Here is a 25165-nt window from a genome sequence, read left to right on the forward strand (position 1 = left end):
TTTCTTTCCAGACTTTTCCCCTAGAAAGGTGTTGGAAAGTGCAGAAAAGTAAGTGTCACGGAAGAAACACCACCGGAAAGCCGGCCGGAGCTGCAAAGGCGCAGCGAAGGTCGGCCCGGAAAACATCACCCGGAATGGCCCGGGTGCAAACAAGGAGACAAAGATGACTGCAGCATTTGAGCCCACCCAGCAGACGCCCGAAGAGCAGGCCGCCGCCCTGGAGCTTGAGTGGTCTGCCAACCCGCGCTGGGAAGGTGTGACCCGGGATTACAAGGCCGCCGACGTCGTCCGCCTCCGGGGCCGCGTCTCCGAAGAGCACACGCTGGCCCGCCGCGGCTCCGAGAAGCTGTGGAAGCAGCTCACCGAGGAGCACAAGACCGGCAAGTACACCAACGCCCTCGGCGCGCTCACCGGCAACCAGGCAGTGCAGCAGGTCAAGGCAGGTCTCCGCGCCATCTACCTCTCGGGCTGGCAGGTCGCAGCCGACGCCAACAACTCCGGCCACACCTACCCGGACCAGTCCCTCTACCCGGCCAACTCGGTGCCCACCGTGGTCCGCCGCATCAACAACGCCCTCCTTCGCGCGGACCAGATCGAGTTCTCCGAAGGCCTCCAGACCGTTGAGGACTGGATGGTACCGATCGTGGCCGACGCCGAAGCCGGCTTCGGCGGCCCGCTCAACGCCTACGAGCTGATGAAGTCCATGATCCAGGCCGGCGCCTCAGGCGTTCACTGGGAGGACCAGCTCGCCTCGGAAAAGAAGTGCGGCCACCTCGGCGGCAAGGTACTCATCCCCACCCAGCAGCACGTCCGCACCCTGAACGCCGCCCGCCTGGCAGCCGACGTCGCCGGCACCCCGTCCGTCATTATCGCCCGCACCGACGCCGAGGCAGCCACCCTGATCACCTCCGACGTCGACGAACGCGACCAGGAATTCATCCTCCGCGAAGGCGGCCAGCCGGTCCGCACCCCGGAAGGCTTCTACAAGGTCCGCAACGGCATCGAACCCTGCATCGCCCGCGCCAAGGCCTACGCCCCGTACTCCGACCTCATCTGGATGGAAACCGGCACCCCGGACCTGGAACTGGCCCGCAAGTTCGCCGAGGCCGTCAAGGCCGAGTTCCCGGACCAGATGCTCTCCTACAACTGCTCGCCCTCGTTCAACTGGCGCAAGCACCTGGACGACGCCACCATCGCGAAGTTCCAGCGTGAGCTCGGCGCCATGGGCTTCACGTTCCAGTTCATCACCCTGGCCGGCTTCCACGCCCTGAACTACTCGATGTTCGACCTCGCCCACGGCTACGCCCGTGAAGGCATGAGCGCCTACGTCGAGCTGCAGGAAAAGGAATTCGCCTCCGAATCCCGCGGCTACACCGCGACCAAGCACCAGCGCGAAGTCGGCACCGGCTACTTCGACGACATCGCCACTGCGCTCAACCCGAACGCATCCACCCTCGCTCTCGTGGGATCCACCGAAGAGGGCCAGTTCCACTAATCCCCAGCCGCCCCCTCCACTCGCAAGCTCGCGAGGGAACCCGGCGGCCGTGGGCCCACTTACGACGGCGACGCTTGGGTGCGTCGGTAAACCGGACGATCCTCGGCGTGCTTTCCCCCATGGCCGGCTTCTTACCTCGCTGGGCGAGGACGAAGCCGGCCACAGGGCCCCTTTACGCAGGCTGCCGGATGTCCAGTTCACCGCCTATGTACGTACGCCACGCACCGCCGTCGAACTTCCTTCTTGCTTTGAGGAGTATTGAAATGAACAGCTTCACCGACAACTTCACGATCAACGGGATCACTCTGACTGCGCAGCCCATTTGCCGGCAGGGTGAGGTTCTGACTCCGGATGCTTTGGCCTTTGTTGCCAAGCTGCACCGGGCCACGGCCGAACGGCGGCAGGAGCTGCTGCAGGGCCGCCGGGCACGCCGGGCCCAGATCGCCAAGGGGCAGGACCCGCGCTTCCTGAGCGAGACCGAGTCCGTCCGGAACGATCCGAACTGGCGCGTCGCTCCCCCGGCCCCCGGCCTCGAGGACCGCCGCGTTGAAATCACCGGACCGGTGGACAAGAAGATGACCATCAACGCCCTGAACTCCGGCGCCAAGGTCTGGCTCGCGGACATGGAAGACTCCTCCACACCGTCGTGGCGCAACGTCATCCAAGGCCAGCTGAACCTCACCGACGCGCTGGAACGGCGGATCGATTTCACCTCCCCGGAGGGCAAGGAGTACACGCTCCGCCCCGCTGGCGAGCTGCCAACGATCGTGGTCCGTCCCCGCGGCTGGCACCTGCCGGAGAAGCACATGCTGATCGACGGCGAACCGATCGCCGGCGGCATCGTGGACTTCGGCCTGTACTTCTTCCACAACGCCCGCCGCCTGCTGGCACAGGGCAAGGGCCCCTACTTCTACCTGCCCAAGATCGAGAACCACCTCGAAGCACGCCTGTGGAACGACATCTTCATCCTCGCCCAGGACCTCCTCGGCATCCCGCAGGGCACCATCCGCGCCACCGTGCTGATCGAGACCATCACCGCCTCCTTCGAGATGGAAGAAATCCTCTACGAACTGCGCGACCACGCCTCAGGCCTGAACGCCGGCCGGTGGGACTACATCTTCTCCATGATCAAGAACTTCCGCACCCGCGGACCCCGCTTCGTCCTCCCGGACCGCGGACAGGTGACCATGACGGCCCCGTTCATGCGCGCCTACACCGAGCAGCTGGTGCGTGCCTGCCACAAGCGCGGCGCCATGGCTATCGGCGGCATGGCCGCCGCCGTGCCTAACCGCAAGGACCAGGAAGCCAACGCCATCGCCTTCGAAAAGGTCCGTGCGGACAAGACCCGGGAAGCCAATGACGGCTTCGACGGTTCGTGGGTGGCCCACCCGGACCTGGTTCCGGTCTGCCGCGAGGTGTTCGACGGGGTCCTGGGCGGGCGTCCGAACCAGCTGGACCGCCTCCGTGAAGACGTCATCCCGGACGACCGCGCCCTGCTGGACATCGCCGCCACCACCGGCACCATCACCGAACAGGGCATCAGGAACAACATCGAAGTAGGCATCCGCTACATCGAATCCTGGCTCCGCGGCAACGGTGCAGTGGCCATCCACAACCTGATGGAGGACGCCGCCACCGCCGAGATCTCCCGCTCGCAGCTGTGGCAGTGGATCTACTCCCACGCGATCACCGACCACGGCGAGATCATCACCCGAGAGTGGGTAGAGGAGCTCCTGGATGAGGAGTTCCTGCGGCTGGAACGGTTCGAAGGCGACCGCTTCGCCGACGCCCGCGACATCTTCGAGGAAGTCACCCTGGCCGACAAGTTCCCCACGTTCCTGACCCTCCCGGCCTACGCCCGCTTCCTGCACGAAGCCCGGGACGGTTCGGAGGAACCGGTCGAGGACGCGGAGCTCGTCGCCGCGTAGGACTCCGCTGAATTTCCGTTCGCCGGGCTGCCACGCCCTCCGCAACAGGCACCCCGAAATCCGGGGGGCGGCCCGGCAACGGAACCACCACTAAGCACGAACGGACACTTGAGGCCCCTTTTCCAAGGGCCCCAAGTGTCCGTTCGCGCTGTGCGTTGGGACTTAAGTGTCCGTTCGCGCTTTGTGGTTAGCAGGAAAGGTGACGTACGACGGCGGCGGGCGGGTCAGCGGGTTTTGGCACCTTGCGCACCGAGAGCGTTGTGCCCAGGAAGAATGCCGCCACGGAACCAAGGATCAGCAGCATCGGGTTGGTCCAGGACCCGGACAGTCCGTGGACGTAGCCCAGGAGCGTCGGGGCAGCCGCACCAACCGAATAGCCGACGCCCTGGACGATCGCGGACATCCGGCCGGCGGACGCCTGGTCACGGGCAATCTTAATGATGGCAATGAAGATGAGCGTGATGCCGCCGCCCTGCGCCGCACCGCCTATGGAGGACCAGAGCCACCACAGCTGCGGGGCAAGCAACAGGCCCAGGGGAACGGTCAGCCACATCGTGCCCAAGGTGACCGCCACCGCCGTCGTACTGGCGAATCGAGCCACCATGGGTACACCGAGGCCGCCCACGATGGCGAGGATCTGGAAGAGCGAGGACCCGGCGCCGGCGGCGGAGGGCGCCATGCCCAGTTCGTCGATCAGGAAGGTCGGCAGCCAGGCAGTGACGCCGTAATAGGAGAAAGCTTGCCCCGCAAAGCCTGCCGTCAGCCCGGCCGTGATCCAGCGTGACGCCGGCCGGCCCCCGGCTGGACGACGATCGGACGCTTCGACGGCTGCTGGGACGAACGCGCAACGGCCCGCTGCCATCACCCAGAAGACAGCGGCGGCGACGGCGAAGAGCCCGCTGGCACCCAGGGCGAGCCGCCACCCGGCAAGCTCGGCCAGCGGCGCCGTGACCACCGAGGTGAGGGTGGACCCGATGTTCAGGGCAGCAGTGTAGATGCCCATGGCCGTCCCCTGCCGCCGCGGCGAAAAGTCGCGGCGGATGATCAGCGGCACGGCGATGTTGCCGATGGTGATGGCCAGGCCGATGATCGCGGTTCCGAACAGCACCAGAGAACCGTTTCCGGCCGAGCGGACGATAACGCCGGCCAGCACGCCCAGCAGCGTGAGCATGATGGCGAATTCCGCTCCGAACTTCCGGCCGGCAAACGAGGCAAGCGGCGCGGCCAGCGAAAAGCACAGCACCGGAATGCCGGTCAGCAGCCCCAGTTCCACCGGCGAGAAGCCGAGGTCCTGCTGCATCGGGCCCACGACGGGGGCAACAGCCACGAACGGGCCGCGCATGTTCAGGGCGATGAGTCCGATGCTCACCAGCAGGATCCAGGCGCGCGGAACCTTGGCGAGGATATTCGCCGTCATGAGGCGGGCTGCGGCTTGGTGCGGGAGCTGGAAATCGGTTGCATCAGTCCATTGCTATCATGCCAGCGACTCGCATGACGGGTGTTATCCGGTTGCCTGCAGGGTGGCTTCTATCACGGCCGGGGACAGCACGTGCTGCGTGACCATCTGGCTGGCACCCAGGATCGCGGCGCGGTCGCCGGCCATCGACAGGGCGATCCGCAAATGCGACGTAGCCAGCGGCAGGGACCGCCGGTACACCACTTCCCGCACGCCGGCCATCAGGTGCTCACCTGCCTGGCCGAGGCTGCCGCCGATCACGATGACGGACGGGTTCAGCAGGTTGACCACGGTGGCCAGCACGTCCCCCACGTCCCGGCCGGCCTGCCGAAGCGCCTGGATTGCTTGGAGATTACCCTCCCCGACGAGCCGCAGGACATCGCTGCCCTTCTCCGCTGCCAGTCCCTGCCGGGCCAGTTCGCGCGCGACGGCGGGCCCTGACGCCAGGGCCTCGAGGCATCCGTAGTTGCCGCAGCGGCAGAGGACTTCCTCGCCGCGGGGCACGCGTACATGGCCGAGGTCTCCTGCTGTTCCGTTGGCGCCCCGCTGCAGTTCGCCGCTGCTGATGATGCCCGCACCGATGCCGGTGGCCACCTTGATGAACAGGAAGTTGTCGTGTTCCGGCCAGTAGGCCGTGCGTTCGCCGAGGGCCATGATGTTGACGTCGTTATCCACCAGGACGGGGACCGGCAGCGACCGCTGGACGTAGCGGACGACGTCGAACCCGTCCCACCCGGGCATGATGGGCGGCTTTACCGGCATGCCCGTGGCATGCTCCACCGGTCCCGGGAGCCCGATGCCTATGCCGGCGAGGTCCGCGACAGTCCGGCCGGCCTCACCGAGGAGCGCTTTGCCTTCCTCGACCACGCGGCCCAGCACAGCTTCCGGGCCGTCAGCGACATCCTGGACAAGGCGCCGCTCGGACAGCACATTGCCGCCCAGGTCCGTGACCGCAACGATGACATGCGTCGCACCGACGTCGACTGCCAGGACGGAGCGGGCGGCCGGGTTGAAGGCAAAGCGCGACGGCGGCCTGCCGCCGCTGGAACTCGCCTCTCCCGCAGGCCCCACCAGGCCCGAAGAGATCAGGGCGTCGATGCGCGCCGCCACCGTCGAACGCGCCAGGCCGGTGGTGAGGGCCAGTTCGGCCCGGGTGCGGGCCTTGCCGTCGCGCAGCAGCTGGAAGAGATCGCCGGCCCGTGACAGGTTCCCGGCGCCATCGGAGGTCTCGGCACCGGGGTCGGTACGGGTCTCTTTTCCAGACGTTGGACTCATGAGTCAGTGATAACACGAAGCTCTTATGCATGTCACGCGGCCGAAAGATCGCCAGAACCTCTTCAACTTTTGCTTGACGATCGACAAAAGTAGTTCTAGGTTGATCTGTGAGCGGTGTCACCCGAAGCCAGCTGCGGATACCACAGTCCAGCGATTACAAAGAGGTAAGCAACTTGTCGAACCAGGCACAGGCATCACCGGCCCTCCTCGGCGTCGGAATTCTGGGCGCGGGGCCCGCCACCCAGGCGATCCACCTGCCTTCCCTCGCCCGGCTTGGTGACCTCCTCGAAGTCCGCCACATCATGGACGTCGACCCCGCTGTGGCTGAAACCGTAGCCGGAAGGGTGGGAGCGAACTTCAGCACCAGCATGGACGAGCTGCTCGCGGACCCGGCAGTGGACATCGTGGCCATCTGCAGCCCGCACCAGTTCCACGCAGCACAGGTGATCGCCAGCTGCCGTGCCGGCAAGAAAGCGGTGCTCTGCGAAAAGCCCTTCGCCATGAACGGTGAAGAAGCAGCCCGCATTTCCGCTGTTTCCGCCGAGACCGGCGTTCCGATCATCGTTGGCGCCATGCACACGTTCGACCCGGGCTGGCTCGCAGCCGAGGAAGCCTGGGAGGACCTGCCTGAGCACGTCCACACCATCCGGTCATCAATCGTGCTTCCGCCCAACCCCCGTTTCGAGGACTTTGCCACCGAGATCGTGGGCCGCGTGCCGGTGCCGGGCCGGGACTCGACCGACCCGGACGTCATCAAGGCCATGCTCACGGGCGGAGTGATGGGCCTGGCCATCCACGACCTCCCGCTGGTCCGCCGCTTCACCCCTGATTTTGAGGCGGTGGAAGTTCTCCACGCGGAAATCGTCAGGCCCTTTGGCTACGTCATCTCACTCCGGGCCGGAAACGTCTCCATCGAACTGCGTGCCGCCATGAACGCGACGTGGGAACCGTCCTGGGTTTTTGAGGCAATCGGTGACGACGCCGCCCTGAAAATCGACTTCACGCCGTCCTACGTCCACGCCGGCTCGGCAACTGCCCGCATCCGTAGGGCCGGCCGGACCACCGTCCTCGGTCCCTTCGGCCACAACGGTTACGAGGGCGAGTGGCGCAAACTCGCTGAACTGGCCAGCGGCACAGGACAGGCGCCTTCCGCCGAAACGCTGATCCACGACCTTGAGTTCGCGCTGTCAATCGCCGAAGCCGCCGCCCGCCGCGTCGATACAGGCCGGACCGCCGGGACACCCGCAGACGAGGAGATCAACGCATGACCACGCAGTTGTCCGTGTACGCGGATCCAAAGGCTGAAGCAGCCGGTGCCGTGTCCGCCGTCGTCGCTTCCCTTCCTCTTTCCTTCGGTCCGGCCGCAGGTCCGTCGGCAGAGGTACCCGACGTCGTCGCCGTCGCCGGCCATGCAGGCTGGGCCGGCCGGGCGGCCGATGCAATCCGCAGCGGAGCCAGCGGCGTTGTGGTCGCCGCCCCGGTGGCAGAGGACACCGCTGAACTCATCGGCGTCGCCGATTCCGCCGGCGCAGCGGTGGTGCTTGACCAGCAGTGGGCAGGCAACGCGGCCTTGGCCGAATCCAGCGATAACGTTCGCCGGGTTATCGCCGGTGCCCTCGAGGACGCCGTCATGCTTGACTCGGTCGCCGTGGCCGCTCCCGGAACGGACCCCGCGCACCTGCTGACCGAACAGCTCGCCGTCCTGGTCGGGTGCGGAATGGAATTGCGGAACCTGCGGGTGGTCCAGCGCAACGGGAACGGCTACACCGTGGCCGGCGTCCTTGCCGGCGGAACCCCCGTCGCCCTGCAGGGCATCCTCACGTCGGCGCTGCCCGCAACGGCCAGCGTCACAGTCCTCACCTCCACCGGCCGGGCCGACGTCGTGCTTCCGGACCCGGCAGCCGCGTGGCCGGCCGAAGTCCGCGTGGTGACGGCGGAAGGTGCGACGACGCTTCCCACCCTTTACGAGTCATCGCACCGGACCAGCTGGGCCCGGGCCCACGCGACTGTCACCTCGGGGAAACCCGCCAACGACCTGGTACGGTTTGCCGCCGTCACGTCGCTCCTTAACCAACTCACCAGCTAACAGCCCCACTGATCCACCAGCAGTTCCCGTTCCTCAAGTCACTATCCACTCATTGTCGAGAAGGGCCCGGGCATTCAGTCACTCCGGGCCCTGAAAGGAAACCATCGTGCCTACCAAACCTTCCATCGCTTCCTCCGCCTTCTCCCGGCGGGGGTTCCTGGGATTCGCTGCCGCCGCGGCCTCCGTTCCCCTCCTGGCCGCCTGCGGCGGCGGCTCCGCTTCACAGGGAGGCGGCGGAGGCGGAGCGGGTGGAACGGTCAAGTTCTGGGACATGCCGTGGGCCACCCCCGCCTACAACGACGCCGCCAAGAAAATTGCGGAAGGTTTCTCCGGAGCCAACAACAGCAAGGCCACGTACCAGCTCATCCAGTGGAACAACTTCTACCAGACGTTCTCTTCGGCTGTTGCGTCCAAGACCGGGCCGGCGGTATCCACGGGTGGCGGTTTCCAGGCATTCCAGTTTGAGGAGCAGGGGCAGATCGCCTACGCGGACAAAGTGATTGACCAGCTCAAGGAAAACGGGCAGTTCGATGATTTCCTGCCGGGAGTGCTGGAGCCGTTCAAGACGGACAAGGGTTATGTGGCGGTGCCGTGGCAGCTTGATATCCGGCCCCTCTGGTACCGCAAGTCCCTGTTTGAGAAGGCCGGCGTCGACGTTCCCACCGACTGGCCTTCCCTCCTCGAAGCCGGCAAAAAGCTAAAGGACATCGGCGCAGTCGGCTTCGCCACGGGCGCCGGAGCCGGCAACAACATCGGCAACCACCTCATGATCATGATGATGATCAACAACGGCGGAGGCGTCTTCACTAAAGACGGCGAGCTGGACGTGATGAATGACCGCAACGTCGAGGCCATTGAGTTCATGCTGGAACTGGTCTCCAACGGTGTTGTCGACCCCGCAGCCGTCAGCTACACCACTGACAACCTCAACGCACAGTGGAAGGACGGCAAGGCGGCCTTCGGCATGTTGACCCTGGGCGTTCCCGAGCGGGTGGGCGACACTTCCGGCGACATCGTGGTGGCCAGCCCGATGGCCGGACCCCACGGCGACAAGGCCGCCCTGATTTTCCCGAACAACATCATGATGTACACGAACACTCCCTCGCAGGAGGCCTCCGAAGCGTTCCTGGTCTACTACCTGGGCCAGCTGAAGGAACTGTGGAAGCAGAAGCTGATGAACGCGCTTCCGGTGTTCAAGTCCATCACGGAACTTCCCGAATTCACCAGCGACCCCAATAACGTCAAGATCGTGAAGGAATACCAGCCGATCGGCAAGACTTTTGCTTCACAGGGCACCACGCTAAGTGCCGACCTCGCTGTCCTCGACGGCGGCCAGGCCCTGAACCAGTTCACCCAGACCATCCTCACGGGGAAGACCGACGCCAAGTCCGCCCTCCAGGCCTTCGAGTCCGGGCTCAAGTCCACCATCAAGAAGTAGGCGACCCGTCATGTCGTCCACTACCGCACAGTCCGGCCTGGCACGGGCCCGCCGGGGCCTTGCTCCCGGCGGGCCCGGGGCCGGCCCCAGCAACAACAACCCCAACCGTAAGAGCAAGCTCTCGGCGCAGGCGAGCAGGACGTTCTTCTGGCTCCTGCTCCCCTCGGTCGTCCTGCTGGTACTGATCCACGGTTACCCGCTCTTTCAAGCAGGCATCCAGGCCACCCACGACGGCAACCTGATCCAAACCGGCAACTTCGTCGGCGCGGAGAACTTCGCCGCAGTCCTGTCCTCGCCTGCGTTCTGGAAGGCCGCGCAGTTCACCCTGTGGTTCACCATCGTCGGCGTCTTCGGGTCCTGGCTCGTCGGACTCGGACTGGCCCTGCTGCTGCGCACCAAAATTCCCGCCGGCGGCACCTTCAAGGTCCTGCTGCTCCTGCCGTGGGTGGTGCCGATCGTGGTTTCCTCCACCGCGTGGAACTGGCTCGTGGCCACCCCGGACAGCCTCATCCCGTCCTTGTTCCGCAACCTTGGCCTGGGCACCCCGCTGTTCCTGGCCGACCCCTCCCTCGCCGCGGTCACTGTGATGGTGTTCAAGGTCTGGGTCAGCTTCCCGTTCATGATGATGATGATTTCGGCGGCGCTGGCCTCCGTGGACACCACCGTCTACGAAGCCGCCAGCATGGACGGCGCCACCCGCTTCCAGCAGTTCTCCCAGATCACCCTGCCGCTGATCGCCCGGTCCACGTACATCTCCTGGATCCTCATGACGATCTTCTGCGTCAACGACTTCCCCACCATTTATCTGCTCACCGGCGGCGGCCCGGTCGACGCGACCACTTCCCTGGTGGTCCTGGCATACCGAACGGTCTTCCAGGACTTCGCCACCGGCCCCGGCGTCGCCATCGCCTTCCTCATGACCCTCACCCTCGTGGTCGTGTCTGTTCTCCTGTACCGCCAGATCCGAAAGTCGAGCGTCGAATAATGAGCGCAGTACTCCACGCCCACCCCGAATCCGGCCCAACCCTCGGAGTCGCCGAAACCGGGAAACCCCGCCGCGTCCTCTCCGAAGCAGGGCACCGCGGTAAATGGTGGCGCTTCACGGCCATCCTCGCCATCACCGCGATCGTCCTGGTGCCCATCCTCGTCACCGTCGTCCTGGCCCTCACCCCGGCGCCCAACAGCACCGCCACCGGGCTGACCTTCGAGAACATCACCAACGTCTTCTCCAAGACGCTGGCCGGCACCTGGCTGCAGAACAGCCTCATCACCACGTTGAGCACCGTGGCCGTCTCCGTGGCTGTTGCAGCACCGGCCGGCTACGTCCTCTCCCGCGGACGCAGCAAGGCAGTATCGGGCTACTCCCTGCTGCTGTTCGTTATGCAGTCCCTGCCCATCATCACCTCCGTCGTCCCGCTGTTCATCCTGTTCGCCGCCATGGGACTCGTGGACAACCTCCTCGGCCTGACCATCATCTACGTCGGCTCCACCATGACGGTGGCCACGTGGATGATGGCCGCCTACTTCGACTCGATACCGGTCAGCCTCGAGGAAGCCTCCTGGATCGACGGCTGCTCCGTCTTCGGGTCCTTCACCAAGGTGGTCCTGCGTAACTCCCTGCCCGGCATCCTGTCCACCGCGATCTTCGCCTTCCTGCTGGCCTGGAACGACTACCTCGTAGCGATCGTGTTCCTGCGCTCGAATGAGATCTTCACCCTGCCCATGGGCGTCCAGTCCTTCTTCCAACAGAACAACACCGACTGGTCCGGTGTCATGGCCCTCGCCGTCGTGATGATGCTCCCGCCCATCATCGTGTTCGCCACCCTGAACAAATACTTCAGCGTCGGCGGCATCGGCGGATCCCTCGCGGGCCGCTAACCGGCCCTTCAACCAAATTTTCGAACCAAATACTCCCGCAAAGGAACGAAATGTCTTACTCACTCCAGCTCTACACCCTGCGCAATGCCATCCAGGAGGACCTGCCCGGCACCATCGGGAAGGTAGCGGAGATCGGCTTCACCCAGGTTGAGCCCTACAACTTCGTGGCCACGGCCAAGGAACTCGGCGCCGCGCTGAAGGAGAACGGCCTCACCGCACCTTCCGGCCATGCTCCCCTCCTCAGCCAGGACCAGGACGAAATCTTCGCTGCCGCCAAGGAACTGGGCATCACCACCGTGATCGATCCCTACCTGCCGGCCGAGCACTGGCAGGACGCCAAGACCATCCAGGACACTGCCGCCAAGCTGAACGAAGCAGCCAAGAAGGGTGCCGAGTACGGCATCCGCGTCGGCTACCACAACCACGCCTGGGAACTGGAGTCCACCATTGAAGGCCGCACGGCACTGGAGTACTTCGCCGACCTCCTGGACCCCGAACTGGTCCTCGAAGTGGACACCTACTGGGTTGCCGTCGGCGGCCAGGACCCCGTGGACATCCTGACAAAACTCGGAGACCGGGTGAAGCTCATCCACATCAAGGACGGCCCGCTCAACACGGACACCAAGGCGCAGCAGCCCGCCGGGCAGGGCAAGGTCCCGGTCCTGGACGTCATTGCCGCTGCGAAGTCCCTGGAAGTCGGCGTGGTGGAATTCGACGACTACTCTGGCGACATCTTCGAAGGCATCGCAGAGAGCCTGACTTTCCTCAAAAACAACGCAGCCGAAGGAGCAAACGCGTGAGCATCCCTGCAGCAGCGCAGTCTTCCCGCCGTGGCCCGGTGGGCGTAGCCGTCATCGGCGCAGGCAACATCAGCAAACAGTACTTGGACAACCTCACGGTCTTCCCGGACCTGAAGGTCCATGTCATCGCGGACCTGTTCGAGGACGCGGCCGCCGCCCGGGCCAAGGAATACGGCATCCCGGAGTGGGGCGGAGTGGACAAGGCGCTGAACCATCCCGACGTCGAAATCGTCGTCAACCTCACCATCCCGGCCGCGCACGTGGAAGTGGCTACGGCAGCCGTCAACGCCGGCAAGCACGTCTGGACGGAAAAGCCGTTCTCGCTGGACCGCGAATCCGGGTTGGGCCTTCTGAAGACGGCCGACGCGGCCGGGATCCGGCTCGGATGCGCTCCGGACACGTTCCTCGGCGCCGGCCTGCAGACCGCCCGGCGGCTGATCGAGCGGGGCGACATTGGCACGCCGCTGACTGCCATGACCACGTTCCAGACCCCCGGCCCGGAGTCCTGGCACCCGAACCCGGCATTCCTCTTCCAGCACGGTGCCGGACCCCTGTTCGACATGGGACCCTACTACCTCACTGCGCTGGTCCAGACCTTCGGCTCCGTCCGGAAAGTCGCGGCCATCGGTTCCAAGGCCAAGGAGGTCCGTGTCATCGGATCCGGCCCCAAGCTCGGCGAAGAGTTCACCGTCGAGGTCCCCACCCACGTCAGCGCCATGGCACAGTTCGAAGACGGACAGTCCTCGCACAGCGTCTTCTCGTTCGAGTCGCCGCGGCAGCGGATGGGTTTCGTGGAGATCACCGGCACGGAGGCAACCATTTCCCTCCCGGACCCCAACTACTTCGACGGCGACGTCAGGCTGTGGCGGGCAGGGGACGAAGACTGGACGGTGGTTCCGGCCACCGGACCGTCCAACGGCCGCGGCATGGGCGTGCTGGACATGGCCCGCTCCCTCCGGGCCGGCGTTCCGCACCGCGCCACGGGCAACCTCGCCTACCACGTGTTGGACACCATGGTCTCGATCTCCGAATCCGTGGAATCCGGCACCTTCGTCAACGTCGAAAGCTCCGCCACCGCATCCCCAGCCCTCCCCGAGGACTGGGACCCCACCGCTTCCACCCTCTAGGAATCACGAAATGAACTCCCCCGAAAGCACGGACGGCACCACCCCGGAGACGCCATCGGTACCCGGGACACTGGGCGTGGCGATGATCGGCTACGCGTTCATGGGCAAGGCCCATTCGAACGCCTGGCGGAACGTCGCGTCCTACTTCGATGTCCCGGCCTTCGAGCAGAAGGTGCTCGTGGGCAGGGACGCCGGGCAGGTCGCGGCCGCTGCCGAAAAGTACGGCTGGGCCGAGTCCGCGACCGACTGGCGCTCCGTTCTGGAGCGGGACGACATCCATATCGTGGATATCTGCGCCCCGGGCTGGATGCACGCCGAGATCGCCATCGCCGCGCTCGAGGCAGGCAAACACGTCCTGGTCGAGAAGCCACTGGCAAACACTCTGGCCGAGGCCGAAGCCATGACCGAAGCCGCCGCAACGGCACGCGAACGCGGCGTGCAGTCCATGATCGGCTTCAACTACCGGCGTGTCCCGGCCCTGGCCCTCGCGAAGGAACTGATCGCGGAGGGAAGGCTCGGAACGGTCCGGCATGTCCGCGCCGCCTACCTGCAGGACTGGCTCACCGACCCGGAATCACCCATGACGTGGCGGCTGAACAAGGAGACGGCCGGGTCCGGCGCGCTCGGCGACATCGCCTCGCACGCGATCGACCAGGTCCTGTTCCTCCTCGGCGGAACGGTCACCGAAGTCTCCGGCCGGCTGCACACCTTCGTGACCAGCCGCCCCGGGGCGGACGGCCCGGAAGATGTAACGGTCGACGACGCCGCCTGGGCCACGCTGACACTGGACTCCGGAACTATCGCCTCCGTGGAGGTTTCACGCATGGCCACCGGACGGAAAAACTCCCTCCGGCTGGAGATCTACGGGGACAAGGGTTCCCTGCTGTTCGACCTTGAAAACCTCAGCGAACTCGGTTTCCTGGACGCAACCGTCCCCGTCCGGGAACAGGGCTTCCGGCGCATTTTGGTCAACGAGCCCGAGCACCCGTACATGGACGCCTGGTGGCCGCAGGGCCACGTGATCGGCTGGGAACACACGTTCACGCACGAAATCCGGGACTTCCTGCTGGCGATCGGCGGCGGCACCGCGCCGTCGCCGTCGTTCGAGGAGGGACTCGCCGTACAGCGGGTCCTGGCCGCCGTCGAAGAATCCGCGAATGCCAAGTCCTCCATCATCCAGCTCACCACAGCCCCCATCACCGAAGGAGCCTGACATGCCCCGCCCGTACACCCTGTTCACTGGCCAGTGGGCCGACCTCCCGTTCGAGGAAGTCGCGCGCCTTGCTTCCGGCTGGGGCTACGACGGCCTCGAAATCGCCGTCTCCGGGGATCACCTGGACGCCTGGCGCTGGGACGAACCCGGCTACGTCGAGTCCAAACTCGCCGTCCTGGAGAAGTACAACCTGAAGGTCTGGGCCATCTCCAACCACCTCAAGGGCCAGGCCGTCTGCGATGACCCGATCGACTTCCGCCACGAAGCGATCGTCGGGGCCAAGGTCTGGGGCGACGGCGACCCCGAAGGCGTCCGGCAGCGCGCCGCAGAGGAAATGAAGCACACGGCCCGGCTCGCCAAAGCCCTCGGCGTGGACACCGTCGTCGGGTTCACCGGCTCCTCCATCTGGCAGTACGTCGCGATGTTCCCGCCCGTCCCGGAGAAGGTCATCGAGGCCGGCTACCAGGACTTCGCCGACCGCTGGAACCCCATCCTGGATGTCTTCGACGAATGCGGTGTCCGCTTTGCCCACGAAGTCCACCCGTCCGAAATCGCCTACGACTACTGGACCACCGTCCGCACCCTCGAGGCAATCGGTCACCGTCCGGCGTTCGGGCTGAACTGGGACCCCTCGCACTTCATGTGGCAGGGCATCGACCCGGTCTCGTTCATCTGGGACTTCAAGGACCGGATCTACCACGTGGACTGCAAGGACACCAAGCTCCGGTTCACCGGCCGGAACACGGTCATGGGCTCGCACCTGGCCTGGGGCGATCCCCGCCGGGGCTGGGACTTCGTCTCCGCCGGGCGCGGCGACGTGCCCTGGGAATCATCCTTCCGCGCGCTGACCGCGATCGGCTACACCGGGCCGATTTCCGTCGAGTGGGAGGATGCCGGCATGGACCGCCTCCACGGCGCCCCCGAAGCCCTCGCAGCCCTGAAGAAATTCGACTTCCCGGCCTCGCAGACCAGCTTCGACGCCGCCTTCAGCAGCAAGGACTGACCCCACCCCGGCGAAACGCCCCACCGCCACGGCCCCCCGCCCCCCACGGCCCACGGCCCACGGCCCACGACTCACGACTCACGACTCAGCCCCACCCCATCGAGGGGAACCCAAGGAGTTTTTGTCCAGATAACGCGAGCAAAAGTGCCTTTTGCCGACGTTGTCTGGACAAAAACTCGGAGGACAGTAAACAAAGGAACCCCGCAGATGCGCGCTCCACTCAACAGCAATGACGACGGGAACGGCTTCGTTCCGCTGTTCGACGGCGCCAGCCTGGCCGGCTGGCATGCCGCGCCCAGGATCTACGGCAAAGTCTATCCGGGCGGGCCGTCAGTACTGGAGCACTTCGACAGCCTGGGCCTGGCCCGCCCGGTGGAACCGGAGAAACACCCGGCGCGCTGGTCGTGGAAGACGGCGTCCCGGTCGGTGAACAGGACTCCCCCGGCAGCGGGTACGGCGGCCACCTCGTCAGCGACCAGTCCTATGGCGACTTTGAACTCGTCCTGGAGATGCGCCCCGATTGGCCTCCGGACACCGGCGTCATGCTTCGACGCAGGCCGGACAGCTGGGAAGGATTCCAGGTACTCGTGGACCACCGACCGTCCGGCGGCATCGGCGGCTTCTTCGGCAACGGGCTGGCCAGCTTCTCGGCCGTGCCCTTCGCCGTCGATGTCGAACTCGGCGCCGACGGCCGGCCGGTGGGGCTGATTGCCGATGACTCCTCCACGTCCGTGGAACCTGTCACGGAAGAGAAGCGTGCCCGCCTCAGCTACGCCGCCGACGTCGAGGATTTTCCTTAAAGTGTGGCGTTGGGACGACTGGAACGAGCTGCGGGTCCGCTGCGTGGGGGCCTTGCCGGTCATCACCTCCTGGGTCAACGGACTGAAGGTCGCCGAGGTCCACGCGGCCACTTTGCAGTCTCCCAACTACGATCCCGAGGCAGTCCTCGGAGTGCTCGGCGAGCGCGGACACATCGCCCTCGAAGTGCACGACAACGACGCCATGTTCGGGGAAGCCCGGTGGGGCAAAGGCGCACAGTGCCGCTGGCGCAACATCCGGATCAAGGAACTCCCGCAAACCGCGCCTGCCACCAACAACCGGCCTTAAGCCAACAGAAGGAAGCCAACTCATGCCGGACACCACCCCGGAAACAACCATCAGGCCCCGGGAACTCGGGCAAGGCCAGCGCTGCGAAGTGTGGATCGCCTCTGTCACCGGCGAACAAGAACTCGTTTTCGCTACCGAGGACCTGCTCCTGGAGGCTCCCAACTGGACCCTCGACGGCAAAGCGCTTGTCCTCAACGGCGCGGGAAAGTTGTGGCAGCTTGGCCTCCCCGCCGCCTCGTTGGCCGAGGTGCCGTCATTGGCCGAGGTGCCGCTCACCGGAGTCCCGGACCTCAACAATGACCATGTCCTCGCGCCCGACGGCACAGGCATCTTCCTGTCGGCCAACGACGGCCACATCTACCGTGCAGGACTGAATGGCGGCCAGGCCACACGCATCACCGACGACGACGGAACGTTCCACTTCCTTCACGGCGTCAGTCCCGATGGCAAGGAGCTGGCATACGTGGGCATCGAGGCCGGCGACTTCACCCGGCCGGGCCGGCTCATGACTGTCCCGTCAGAAGGCGGCCCGACAGCAACGATCGACGTGGGCAGCGGCCACTGCGACGGGCCCGAATACTCGCCCGATGGAAAATGGATCTACCTCAACACGGAGTCCTTGACGACATCGCCGGGACATGCCCAGCTTGCCCGCGTGCGGGACGACGGAAGCGAATTCGAGCGGCTCGTCGCGAGCGGAACCGTCGACTGGTTCCCCCACCTCTCCCCCGACGGGCGCTTCGCGAGCTACATCCGCTTCCCCGCCGGAACCGTCGGCCACCCCGAGAACCTGCCGGTCGACGTCGTCGTTGTCTCCACCGGTGACTGGACCACGCCCCTCCACACGTGGCCACTCTTCGGCGGCCAAGGAACGCTCAACGTCAACAGCTGGTCCCCCGATTCCGCCCGGTTCGCTTTCGTGGCGTACCCCTACACCAACTGATCAGCAGCCCACGGGATTAAGGACTAAACGCGTGACCAACCACAACAGCGGCATCTCAGACGGACAACTCCGCTGGGGAATCCTCGGCACGGGATTCATTGCGGGCCTGCAGGCACAGGACCTGATCGAGAACGGATTCACCGTCCAGGCCGTCGGCTCCCGCACCCTCGAATCCAGCAAGGCGTTCGGTGACAAATACAGCGTCTCCACCGCCCACGACAACTACGAAGCACTGGTCGCCGATCCGGACGTCGACGTCGTCTACGTCGCCACACCGCACCCTTTCCATCATGCGAACGCACTCCTCGCCCTCAATGCCGGAAAGCACGTTCTGGTGGAGAAGGCGTTCACCATCAACGCCCGCGAAGCGCAGGAGATTGTTGACCTGGCCGAGTCCAAGGGACTTGTGGTGCTGGAGGCCATGTGGAGCCGTTTCCTGCCGCATATGGCCCGGCTGCGCGAGGTCATCCAGGCGGGCACCATCGGCCAGGTCCGCAAGGTCATCGCCAGTCACAACCAGAACCTCCCCAAGGACCCCGCCCACCGGCTGAACGATCCTGCTTTGGGGGGCGGTGCGTTGCTGGACCTCGGCGTCTATCCAGTCTCGTTCGCCTTTGACGTCTTGGGCACTCCGGAAACCATCCGGGCCAGCGCCTCCATGACAGCAACGGGAGTGGACCGCCAGACGGCGGCGATCTTCGGGTACGCAGACGATCAGCAGGCCGTCCTGGACTGTGAACTGGATGCGGCCGGGCCAAACCGCGCTGTGGTCATCGGGACAGAGGGGTGGATCGACATCGAGTCCACTTGGTACAACCCGACGCCCTTCACGGTGTTCGACACCCACGGAAACGTCCTGGAGAGGTTTGACCAGCCCGTTAAGAGCAGGGGGATGCAATACCAGGCGGCGGAACTGGAACGGCTGGTCAGCGAGGCCCTCACCGCGGGCACCATTCTTCCGCCGGGCGAGAGCGTAGCCATCATGGCCGCGATGGACGAGGTGCGCCACCAGATCGGCCTCAGCTACGAAGCGGACGCCGCCACCTCGGAGCGGAGCACCCGTGCCTGAATCCGTCCCGCCCCGCATCGCCGAACTGCGGGAGCACGAGCAAGAGCTGGTCTTCCCCCAGTTTGACCACCACGACGCCTGGCGCCTCGGCTCGCTCATCGCCAACCATGCCATTGCCGAGGGCCATGGGGTGGCCATTGATATCCGTCGGCACAACCTGGTTCTCTTCCGCTGCGTCCTGCCCGGAGCAACCGCAGACCAGGAGGAATGGATCCGCCGCAAATCGGCAACTACGCTGCGCTTTGAACACAGCACTGCCCTCCTAAGCGAAGAGTTCACTACCAAGGACTTCGACCCGATGCAGGGCGGATGGCTGGCTCCGGAGGACTACACGCTGGCCGGCGGCTCCTTCCCCGTCCGGGTACGGAACTCGGGCGTCGTCGCAGTCGTCACGGTATCCGGGCTTTCCTCCGACGACGACCATAGACTGGTGGTCGAGGCCATCAGGAAGTACCTCAAGGCCGCCGCAGGCTAGGAGTATGGTGTGCACGTGACCGAGACGATCCGCACCGCAACCGCCGACGACGCCGGGAAGCTGGCCGAGCTCGCCGTTGTCACCTTCCCGCTGGCCTGTCCTCCGGGCTCCTCGCCGGAGGACATCAAGGCCCATCTCGCGCGGACGCTGAGCGAAGCAAACTTCGCTGAGTACCTCACCCACCCGCGTATCACCATTTTGGTGCTCGACGACGGCGGGCGGCTGAACGGATACACCATGCTGATTGCCGCACCGGCGGCCGACCCCGACGTCGCCGCCGTCCTCTCGGCCCTTCCCTCCACGGAACTGAGCAAGTGCTACGTACACCCCGGCCACCATGGAAAAGGTGCTGCCTCCCGGCTCATGCGCGATTCACTGGCCCAGGCAGCCAGCACGGGCGCGGCGGGAATCTGGCTGGGCGTCAACAGCCAGAACGCGAAGGCCATCCGCTTCTATGAGAAGTCGGGCTTCCGGACGGTCGGCACCAAGTCCTTCACGCTCGGAAGCACGGTCGAACACGACTTCGTGATGGAACGGGAGCTGACCGGCGCCGAAGCGCGAACGGACACTTAAGGCCCGGCCGCGGCAAGCCCCGCCCGCGCGCCCGGCCCCTGAGTGAGCAACCTGACATCCCTGCCGGGAATGCATGCTGCGGGCGCGGGGTTGTTGCCAGCATGAAGATTGAGATCTGGTCCGACGTCGCGTGCCCCTGGTGCTACATCGGCAAGCGCCGTTTCGAAGCTGCCCTGGCTGAATTCCCGCACCGTGCTTCCGTGGAGGTGCAGTGGCGCAGCTACCAGCTCGACCCTACCCTGCCCGAGCACTACGACGGCACCGAGCTTGAGTACCTCAGCACCCGCAAGGGCATGGCGCCGGCGCAGGTCTCGCAGATGTTTGAACATGTGGCCGAACAGGCGAAGGGTGAAGGCCTCAACTACCGGTTCGACGCCGTCGTGGTTGCCAACAGTTTCACGGCCCACCGGCTGATCCACCTGGCCGCAGCCCACGGCAAGCAGGACGCTGCCAAGGAGCGCCTGCTCAGCGACCACTTTGAGCACGGCAAGGACATCGGCAGCCGGGAGTACCTCACGGCCCTGGGACAGGATCTGGGGATCGACGCCGGCGAGCTGGACGAGCTGTTCACCACCGACAAGTACGCCGATGACGTGCGGTTCGACTTCGAGGAGGGCCGGGCCTTGGGGATCAGCGGCGTGCCGTTCTTCGTGATCGACCGCAAGTACGGACTCTCCGGAGCCCAGCCGTCGGCGATGTTTACCCAGGCACTCAACCAGGCGTGGCAGGAGAAGCAGCCCCTGGTGATGGCCGGCGCCCCGGCCCCCGGCACCGAAGGCGGCGCCGAAGCGTGCGGCCCCGACGGCTGCGCCGTATGACTCAGCTCAACCGCCGGTGGGAGTTTTTGTCCAGATAACGGGGCGAAAACGTCCTCGAGCTCCCGTTATCTGGACAAAAACTCGAAATAGGTTTGCTGACAGATCACTGTAAAGTGTCTGTATGCCTAGGATTTCGGCCGCCACGAATGCTGCCCAACGAGCCGAGACCCAACGCCGCATCCTGACCGGCTTCGGCGAGCTCCTCTTCACCCACGGCCTGCCCGGGCTCACCATGACGGACGTCGCGCGCCACGCCGGCATCGGACGCACCGCCGTCTACAACTACTATGCGGACATCGAAGAGCTGCTGATCGCCTACGCCCTGGACGAAACGGAGCGCTTCCTCGGCGGGCTCCGTGAGTCCTTGCAGTCCCTGGAGAACCCGGTGGAACGCCTGGCACTGTACGTCCGCACCCAGGTGGAGGACCTGAGCCGCCGCCACCTCCCGCCGGGACCGGCCATGGCTGCCGTACTCTCCCCGGCCTCGTTCTCCAAGCTCGCGGACCACGTGGGCGAACTAAGCGTCCTCCTGCAGGACATCCTTCGCGACGCCATGGCGCAGGGCTACCTCCCGCCTGCGGACATCGGGCAGCTGGCCCAGCTCATCCACGGCACGCTGTCCTCCAGCGCCGCCCGCGGCGACGGCACTCCCGAAGCGGTGCTCCGCACCGTCCGGTTCATCCAGTTGGGTGCCGGGGCACGGTTCGACGACGGCGGCCGGCCCGTCACGCTGGGCCAGCCCTAGTCGGGCCACCTGCCCCGCAAGGGCCCTGCCCCGCGAGCTCAACCCGACTTGGGCATCACCGGCCACTTGGAGCTGTCCACGATCCGGCGGCTGTCGCGCGGGCAGCTGAGCTTCCCGGGCGTCTGGTCCACCAGCTCCGGCGCCGTGAGTTCCTTGAATTCATTCGTCAGAAGGACGTCAACGCTGCCGTCTGAACGTCCGTCCTGGAAGTAGTCCGATTTGGGAAGGTTGCGCTGGACAGTGAAGGCGGCTGCCTGGCCCGCTGCCCCGGAGATCACGGTAGCCACGCCCCGGTAGCCGGACTGCGTATTGCCCACTTCCGTCACGGCAAATTTCCTGGCGAGGAACTGGTCAGCCACGGTACGGGCAAGCCCCGGCCTGTTGGTGGCATTGAAGACCCTCAGGCTGACTTTGTCATTGGGCGTGTAATCAAATGTGGACGCCGGGCACGCAGACGCCGCAGCGCGGTGGCTCCGCTCCGCCGTCGGGATCTTGATCTGGCCGTTCATGATTGCCAGCGCAACCACGATCGCGGTGACGATCAGCCCCACCAGCAGAACCAGCACCACGCCGTGCAGGATCCGCCGGCGACGGCGGTCCGGGTCGTCCGCGGCGTCGTCACGCTCAACGAACGTGTTCCTTAGTTCGGGTCCGGTAACTACGCGGTGTCCGTGCAGGATGTCGGAGTCATCTGGTTTCTTAGCCATCTATCACCAGCACGCGGGCGTGGATGGCTGTTCGCTGGTGCAGCGCGGTCCGGACGGCACGATGCAGGCCGTCCTCGAGGTACAGGGTCCCCCGGTATTGCACAACGTGGGGAAAAAGATCGCCGAAGAACGTGGAGTCCTCGGCGAGGAGCGCCTCAAGATCGAGGGTGCGCTTGGTAGTCACCAGCTCGTCCAGCCGGACCGGGCGCGGCGGAAGCGCGGCCCACTCCTTGGGCGTGTTGTAACCATGGTCGGGGTAAGGGCGACCCTCGCCCACAGCTTTGAATATCACCATGCCAGCCTATGGAAGTTGCCCTTGCATGGGAACGAACGACCCCCGTCCCTGCCAAGGTTGTAGCCAAACAGTGACCATTCATTCACCACCGGCTCCGCGCAGGCAACATTCTGCGCCGGGCCTGCCCGGACTGAGAGAATGGAGCCATGACTGCACCCGAGAACCCCGCTGCCGCAGCGCCGTCGGCCCCTCCCCTTGCCCTCCTACTCGACGTCGATGGCCCGGTGGCGAGTCCTGTCACCCGCAACGTCAAGCCGGACATCATTGCGGACATGGTGGCGCTGGCCACCGCCGGGATTCCCGTCATTTTCAACACGGGCCGATCGGATGCCTTCATCCGGGAACAGGTGATGGAACCGATGATCGCGGCCGGCATGCCCGCCGGAACAATGATCCACGCCATCTGTGAAAAGGGTGCCGTCTGGTTCAGTTACACGGCTGCCGGTCCCGGCCCCGTGCACGTGGACCACAGCCTCGCCGTCCCCCGGGCCTACGGCGATGACGTCCGCCGGCTGGTCTCCGAGGACTACGCGACCCACATGTTCTACGACGAAACCAAGCGGGCCATGGTGTCGGTGGAACAGCACATCGACGTGCCGAGCCGGGACTACCTCGACGAACAGACGCTGTTTGATGCCGACGCCATGGAACTGATGGCCCGCCACGGCCTGGGTGTGGTCCGGCTGGACCACCACGCCCCCGATTCGGATGACCAGATCGACTACCGCGTGGATCCCACGATCATCTCCACGGACATTGAATCCGTGCGCCTCGGCAAGGATCTGGGTGCCAGCCGTGCGGTGGAGCTGCTCGCGGCCCGGGGCATCACCCCGCAGGCCTGGCGGACGGTGGGTGATTCACGCACCGACTACGCCATGGCCGACTGGCTGCACCACAACGACCACGAAGTGAAACACGTGGACGTCCGCCCAGCCGACGGGGTTCCCGCCAAGCCGTACACGGTGCTGACGGCCGCCGATCTGGGGTTCGCTGAAGACGTGATCCACGACGACGCAGGCGGGGCGTTCCTGCGCAGCTGGCGTGAGGCCCTGGCCGGCTAAGTCCGGATTAGTCCAGCTTTTTTACCCGGGATATCATGCACGTAGGACCCCTCCAAACAACAGCTCGGAGAATCACCATTACAGACGCACTGGTTCAGGATGAGATCTACTACGGCGGTCAGGCCTCCGACGAGGGCAGGAGCCACGCCGAGGTAACGTCGCCGGCAGCTGTCGCGCGACTAAAACACCGCCCGGACGTAGTCCGCCACCGGGGGCGTTATGCGCTGATCAATGACACCCGGACGCCGTACCAGGCCATGGTGGAGGACCTGCTTTTCATCCGCAACGTCCTGGCGAACGCCGGCCTGGACTACCTGCTGGTGCGCGGCAATAACCACCGGCCCGTCATTGCGCTGGACTGGAAGGACCGGAAAAAGCTCAAGGCCGCACTGGTGGAGGCGTGCCGGAATGAGCCCGTCTACTCCATGACCGTGGACGCCAAGAAGAAGTCCTCCGTCCTGGTTGCCGACGGTGAGCTCTCCCCCAGCAGCCAAGCCCGGATTTTCCGGCTGTACCGTCCACGGGTGGAGCCCGACGGCGGTTTCGAATTCGGTTCGTCGGCCGGTGTGCAGATCGAGCTGTGGAGCTTCGAAGGCAACCAGCTGATCCTGCCGATCGAGAACTCCCTCACCCGCCGGACCATGCTCAGCACCGACGCCGTGCGCGGCACCGTGGAGCGCTACGGCCACACCTGGCCCACCATCGAGAACATGTTCGCCGACCACGCCAGCGACATCAGCTTCGACATCGACATGGTGTTTTCGTGGGTCGACGGCAGCTCCCCGGAGTACGTCGCCGCGCGGCGCGCGCAGATGGCCGGCGTCGTAGTAGGCGAAGGCGATGACCACGAAGCCCGCTTCCGCCAGATCAACGAGCTGAAGTACGCCCTGCGCTCCGTGTACATGTTCGCCCCCTGGGTGCGGCGCATCTTCATCGCCACGGACTCCCCGGCGCCCGAGTGGCTGGCCGACCACCCGGCTGTGACCATTGTCCGCAGCGAGGAGTTCTTCGCGGACCCGTCAGTGCTCCCCACGCACAATTCGCAGGCCGTGGAGTGCCAGCTGCACCACATCGAGGGGCTCTCGGAGCACTTCCTGTACTCCAACGACGACATGTTCTTCGGCCGTGCCGTGGGACCTGACATGTTCTTTACCCCGGGCGGCATCACCAAGTTCATTGAGGCGGAAACCCGCATCGGGCTGGGCGATAACGATGCGGAACGCAGCGGGTTCGAGAACGCGGCGAGGGTGAACCGGAAGCTGTTGTGGAACCGGTTCGGCCGGATCACCACCCGTCACCTCGAGCACACGGCGGCTCCCCTGCGGCGCAGCGTTGCCGCCACCATGGAGCAGGAGTTCCCGCAGGAATTCGCCAAGACCGCAGCCAGCCGCTTCCGGGCTGCGGACAACATCTCCGTGACGAACTCCTTCTACCACTATTACGCCCTGCTGACCGGGCGTGCGGTGACCCAGACGGCCGCGAAGGTGAAGTACGTGGACACCACCGTCCGGGCAGGCCTCAATTACCTGCCCAAGCTCCTGTCCAAGCGCAACATGGACTTCTTCTGCCTGAACGACGGCAGCTTCCCGGAAGTTGAAGCCGACGAACGCGCTCGGCTGGTCACCGACTTCCTGGAGAAGTACTACCCCATCAAGGCGCCCTGGGAGAAGTAG

Annotated in this window: 25 protein-coding genes; 21 read left to right on the forward strand and 4 right to left on the reverse strand. The window is 65.5% G+C overall.

The window, feature by feature from the left end:
• Nucleotides 1-163 precede the first annotated feature (163 nt).
• Both aceA and aceB read left to right on the forward strand, forming a co-directional pair.
• The gene (gene aceA, locus J7I92_RS20405; protein ID WP_214843468.1) at nt 164-1495 is read left to right on the forward strand and encodes an isocitrate lyase; all 1332 of its coding nucleotides are present in this window, start codon (nt 164-166) and stop codon (nt 1493-1495) included.
• A 263-nt stretch (nt 1496-1758) separates the two neighbouring features.
• Nucleotides 1759-3423, forward strand: a complete 1665-nt coding sequence (gene aceB / locus J7I92_RS20410; protein ID WP_214843469.1) for a malate synthase A — start codon at nt 1759-1761, stop codon at nt 3421-3423.
• Between the two features lie 187 nt (nt 3424-3610).
• Here the strand turns inward: aceB and J7I92_RS20415 are convergent, their stop codons facing one another.
• Together J7I92_RS20415 and J7I92_RS20420 are read right to left on the reverse strand one after the other, a co-directional pair.
• A complete protein-coding gene (locus J7I92_RS20415) occupies nt 3611-4840 on the reverse strand; it encodes a CynX/NimT family MFS transporter (protein WP_214843470.1) in 1230 nt (409 codons plus the stop codon).
• An 84-nt stretch (nt 4841-4924) separates the two neighbouring features.
• Entirely contained in the window at nt 4925-6154 is a 1230-nt protein-coding gene (locus J7I92_RS20420; protein WP_214843471.1) for an ROK family transcriptional regulator, read from the reverse strand.
• 173 nt (nt 6155-6327) lie between these two features.
• Here J7I92_RS20420 and J7I92_RS20425 point away from each other — a divergent pair, with 173 nt between their 5' ends.
• From J7I92_RS20425 to J7I92_RS20505, 17 genes are all read left to right on the forward strand, one after another.
• Nucleotides 6328-7422 (forward strand): Gfo/Idh/MocA family protein, encoded by a 1095-nt coding sequence (locus tag J7I92_RS20425; RefSeq protein WP_214843472.1) that lies wholly within the window; start codon nt 6328-6330, stop codon nt 7420-7422.
• Complete coding sequence (locus J7I92_RS20430; RefSeq protein WP_214843473.1) at nt 7419-8240, forward strand: hypothetical protein; 822 nt, start codon at nt 7419-7421, stop codon at nt 8238-8240. The genes J7I92_RS20425 and J7I92_RS20430 overlap by 4 nt, the downstream gene beginning before the upstream one ends.
• A gap of 106 nt (nt 8241-8346) precedes the next feature.
• Nucleotides 8347-9678: an extracellular solute-binding protein gene (locus J7I92_RS20435; RefSeq protein ID WP_214843474.1), complete on the forward strand. Its 1332-nt coding sequence runs from the start codon at nt 8347-8349 to the stop codon at nt 9676-9678.
• Nucleotides 9679-9688: 10 nt separating this feature from the next.
• Nucleotides 9689-10663 carry a carbohydrate ABC transporter permease gene (locus tag J7I92_RS20440; protein ID WP_214843475.1) on the forward strand — a complete coding sequence of 325 codons (975 nt, stop codon included), beginning with the start codon at nt 9689-9691 and terminating at the stop codon, nt 10661-10663.
• Nucleotides 10663-11556, forward strand: a complete 894-nt coding sequence (locus tag J7I92_RS20445) for a carbohydrate ABC transporter permease (RefSeq protein ID WP_214843477.1) — start codon at nt 10663-10665, stop codon at nt 11554-11556. The genes J7I92_RS20440 and J7I92_RS20445 overlap by 1 nt, the downstream gene beginning before the upstream one ends.
• 50 nt (nt 11557-11606) lie before the next feature.
• Nucleotides 11607-12356 (forward strand): sugar phosphate isomerase/epimerase, encoded by a 750-nt coding sequence (locus J7I92_RS20450; protein ID WP_214843479.1) that lies wholly within the window; start codon nt 11607-11609, stop codon nt 12354-12356.
• The gene (locus J7I92_RS20455; protein ID WP_214843481.1) at nt 12353-13483 is read left to right on the forward strand and encodes a Gfo/Idh/MocA family protein; all 1131 of its coding nucleotides are present in this window, start codon (nt 12353-12355) and stop codon (nt 13481-13483) included. The genes J7I92_RS20450 and J7I92_RS20455 overlap by 4 nt, the downstream gene beginning before the upstream one ends.
• A 10-nt stretch (nt 13484-13493) precedes the next feature.
• Nucleotides 13494-14696 carry a Gfo/Idh/MocA family protein gene (locus J7I92_RS20460; protein WP_214843483.1) on the forward strand — a complete coding sequence of 401 codons (1203 nt, stop codon included), beginning with the start codon at nt 13494-13496 and terminating at the stop codon, nt 14694-14696.
• Nucleotide 14697: 1 nt separating this feature from the next.
• Nucleotides 14698-15699, forward strand: a complete 1002-nt coding sequence (locus J7I92_RS20465) for a sugar phosphate isomerase/epimerase (RefSeq protein WP_214843485.1) — start codon at nt 14698-14700, stop codon at nt 15697-15699.
• Between the two features lie 404 nt (nt 15700-16103).
• Nucleotides 16104-16499, forward strand: coding sequence for a family 16 glycoside hydrolase (locus J7I92_RS20470; protein ID WP_214843487.1), 396 nt, complete (start codon nt 16104-16106; stop codon nt 16497-16499).
• A gap of 1 nt (nt 16500) precedes the next feature.
• Nucleotides 16501-16806, forward strand: a complete 306-nt coding sequence (locus J7I92_RS20475) for a family 16 glycoside hydrolase (protein ID WP_214843489.1) — start codon at nt 16501-16503, stop codon at nt 16804-16806.
• Between the two features lie 22 nt (nt 16807-16828).
• Nucleotides 16829-17749 carry a biopolymer transporter Tol gene (locus J7I92_RS20480; RefSeq protein ID WP_214843491.1) on the forward strand — a complete coding sequence of 307 codons (921 nt, stop codon included), beginning with the start codon at nt 16829-16831 and terminating at the stop codon, nt 17747-17749.
• 31 nt (nt 17750-17780) lie between these two features.
• Complete coding sequence (locus J7I92_RS20485; protein WP_214843493.1) at nt 17781-18818, forward strand: Gfo/Idh/MocA family protein; 1038 nt, start codon at nt 17781-17783, stop codon at nt 18816-18818.
• Nucleotides 18811-19293: a heme-degrading domain-containing protein gene (locus tag J7I92_RS20490; protein ID WP_214843495.1), complete on the forward strand. Its 483-nt coding sequence runs from the start codon at nt 18811-18813 to the stop codon at nt 19291-19293. Before J7I92_RS20485 ends, J7I92_RS20490 begins: the two co-directional genes overlap by 8 nt.
• A gap of 15 nt (nt 19294-19308) precedes the next feature.
• Nucleotides 19309-19866 carry a GNAT family N-acetyltransferase gene (locus J7I92_RS20495; protein WP_214843497.1) on the forward strand — a complete coding sequence of 186 codons (558 nt, stop codon included), beginning with the start codon at nt 19309-19311 and terminating at the stop codon, nt 19864-19866.
• 101 nt (nt 19867-19967) lie between these two features.
• Nucleotides 19968-20684: a DsbA family oxidoreductase gene (locus tag J7I92_RS20500; RefSeq protein ID WP_214843499.1), complete on the forward strand. Its 717-nt coding sequence runs from the start codon at nt 19968-19970 to the stop codon at nt 20682-20684.
• A 121-nt stretch (nt 20685-20805) separates the two neighbouring features.
• Entirely contained in the window at nt 20806-21429 is a 624-nt protein-coding gene (locus J7I92_RS20505) for a TetR/AcrR family transcriptional regulator (protein WP_214843500.1), read from the forward strand.
• A gap of 38 nt (nt 21430-21467) precedes the next feature.
• On the opposite strand, the gene J7I92_RS20510 is transcribed toward J7I92_RS20505, so the two are convergent.
• Together J7I92_RS20510 and J7I92_RS20515 are read right to left on the reverse strand one after the other, a co-directional pair.
• Nucleotides 21468-22136: a LytR C-terminal domain-containing protein gene (locus J7I92_RS20510; protein ID WP_214843501.1), complete on the reverse strand. Its 669-nt coding sequence runs from the start codon at nt 22134-22136 to the stop codon at nt 21468-21470.
• Nucleotides 22129-22428: a type II toxin-antitoxin system VapB family antitoxin gene (locus tag J7I92_RS20515; protein WP_028272925.1), complete on the reverse strand. Its 300-nt coding sequence runs from the start codon at nt 22426-22428 to the stop codon at nt 22129-22131. Before J7I92_RS20515 ends, J7I92_RS20510 begins: the two co-directional genes overlap by 8 nt.
• Before the next feature lie 149 nt (nt 22429-22577).
• Here J7I92_RS20515 and J7I92_RS20520 point away from each other — a divergent pair, with 149 nt between their 5' ends.
• Both J7I92_RS20520 and J7I92_RS20525 read left to right on the forward strand, forming a co-directional pair.
• Entirely contained in the window at nt 22578-23492 is a 915-nt protein-coding gene (locus J7I92_RS20520) for a hypothetical protein (protein ID WP_214843502.1), read from the forward strand.
• 35 nt (nt 23493-23527) lie between these two features.
• The gene (locus J7I92_RS20525; protein ID WP_214843503.1) at nt 23528-25165 is read left to right on the forward strand and encodes a stealth family protein; all 1638 of its coding nucleotides are present in this window, start codon (nt 23528-23530) and stop codon (nt 25163-25165) included.

It is taken from the genome of Arthrobacter sp. ISL-72 (assembly GCF_018613755.1).
GTDB lineage: Bacteria > Actinomycetota > Actinomycetes > Actinomycetales > Micrococcaceae > Arthrobacter.